This window comes from Deltaproteobacteria bacterium, from assembly GCA_011773515.1.
Classification (GTDB): Bacteria; Desulfobacterota; Deferrimicrobia; order J040; family J040; genus WVXK01.
In genome coordinates this window covers 790-2,150 of the sequence record WVXK01000110.1, presented here as the reverse complement: position 1 = coordinate 2,150, position 1,361 = coordinate 790, and the positions used below count along the sequence as shown (strand labels likewise).

General features: G+C 56.4%; 2 protein-coding genes. Both read right to left on the bottom strand.

Annotated features, from left to right (window positions below):
• Positions 1–174: 174 nt before the first annotated feature.
• Entirely contained in the window at positions 175–660 is a 486-nt protein-coding gene (locus tag GTN70_11760) for a tetratricopeptide repeat protein (GenBank protein ID NIO17634.1), read from the bottom strand.
• Between the two features lie 4 nt (positions 661–664).
• Entirely contained in the window at positions 665–1,246 is a 582-nt protein-coding gene (locus GTN70_11755; GenBank protein ID NIO17633.1) for a hypothetical protein, read from the bottom strand.
• Between the last annotated feature and the right edge of the window lie 115 nt (positions 1,247–1,361).

Sequence of the window (1,361 nt, the reverse complement as noted above, 5' to 3'; positions counted from 1 at the left end):
GGGGTGGAAAGGACCGGTTTTTCCTGGCCGGGGGCTGCTCCATCGACTCGTCGGTGAACCCGCAGGCAATAAAGGCGATCGTCAGGGCGGCCCGCGACACTCTTTGAGGGTAGGCTGTCGGCAGGAGACAGATGATTTTTACGGCTTGAGGGGCACAATGAAAGGGAGGGGGAGCTATTTCGGGTATCTGTCCTCGAGGCTTTTTACCCTCCGTTCGAGCCAGGCGAGCTGCTCTTTACTGCACCCGGCACAGCGGGAGATGGCTTCCCGATAGGTCTCTATTGCCCTACCCGGTGCGTCCATGCTTTTAAGGACCAGGCCTGCCGTATCGAGAAACTGCCAGGGCAGTTCCCTCCTATTCTCGAGCTGCTCACGGATGAGTTCCGGGCAGGAGTGAAGGGAACGGCCCCTGGATGCCCGGACGAAACAGAGGTTGTTGATGGCATCCAGGTAATCGTGGTCGATTTCGATCGCTTTCTCGAAGTCTTCCAGGGCCTTTTCTTCATCTCCCCGTTTGAGCAGCACATTTCCCCTGTTGGTGAAAAAGAGGGGATTCCCGGGGTCTTTCCTGATAGCCCTGTTCAGATGGTCGATTGCGAGGTCATATTCCCCGCGCTCCTCGTATGCAACCGCAAGGTCGTTGTGTTCACCGGCACTCAACGGGTCATGGACGATGTAGATCCCGTGGCCGCTGCACGCGGTGAACAGGACTGTGAGAAGGGAAAGAAGTCCCCCTTTTATCGGGTGCGACGTAGAGTGCGAGGAATCCCGTTTTCTTCCACTTTTCATTGATCTCCTCGATAGGAGCCGTGACGAATTTTGAAAAACCATTGTGATAGACCAGCTCCTGCCTGTCAATGTCATAACCGACGACAACGACATAGTGGGGAGACGAGATGGGGCCCGTTCCCAGGTCGACGAACAGAATCACCGGGTTGCCACGTGACACTGCCATCATGACAGCGCAGGGGGTGCTTTTTTCGATGCGGGCGGAAGGGAAGTAGCGTGAGGCGAGTTTTCTCATGTCCGTTATCAGGGTTCCCTTGAGCGACTCGCTGTAGAGTTCTTCCGTGGCCGCATCGAGGGAGATATCTATCCCGTGATAGTTGAGAACCATCGTCAGGGCAGCGGGGCCGCATCCAAAAACCCTCTGGTAGAGTGGCTCGACGTCCAGCACATTTCGGGGGAGCAGGGCGGGGCCGCACCCGACCCGGTTCGTTATGGGCCGGGAACAGGCAAGACCCATAGACAGGGTCAGGATGAGAAATGCTGTGAGCCTGTTGCGAATGATTCCCGCCTCATTTTATGACTATTTCCTTGTCGAGCAGCTTGATGATGAGAACCACGATCAGGGCGAGAAC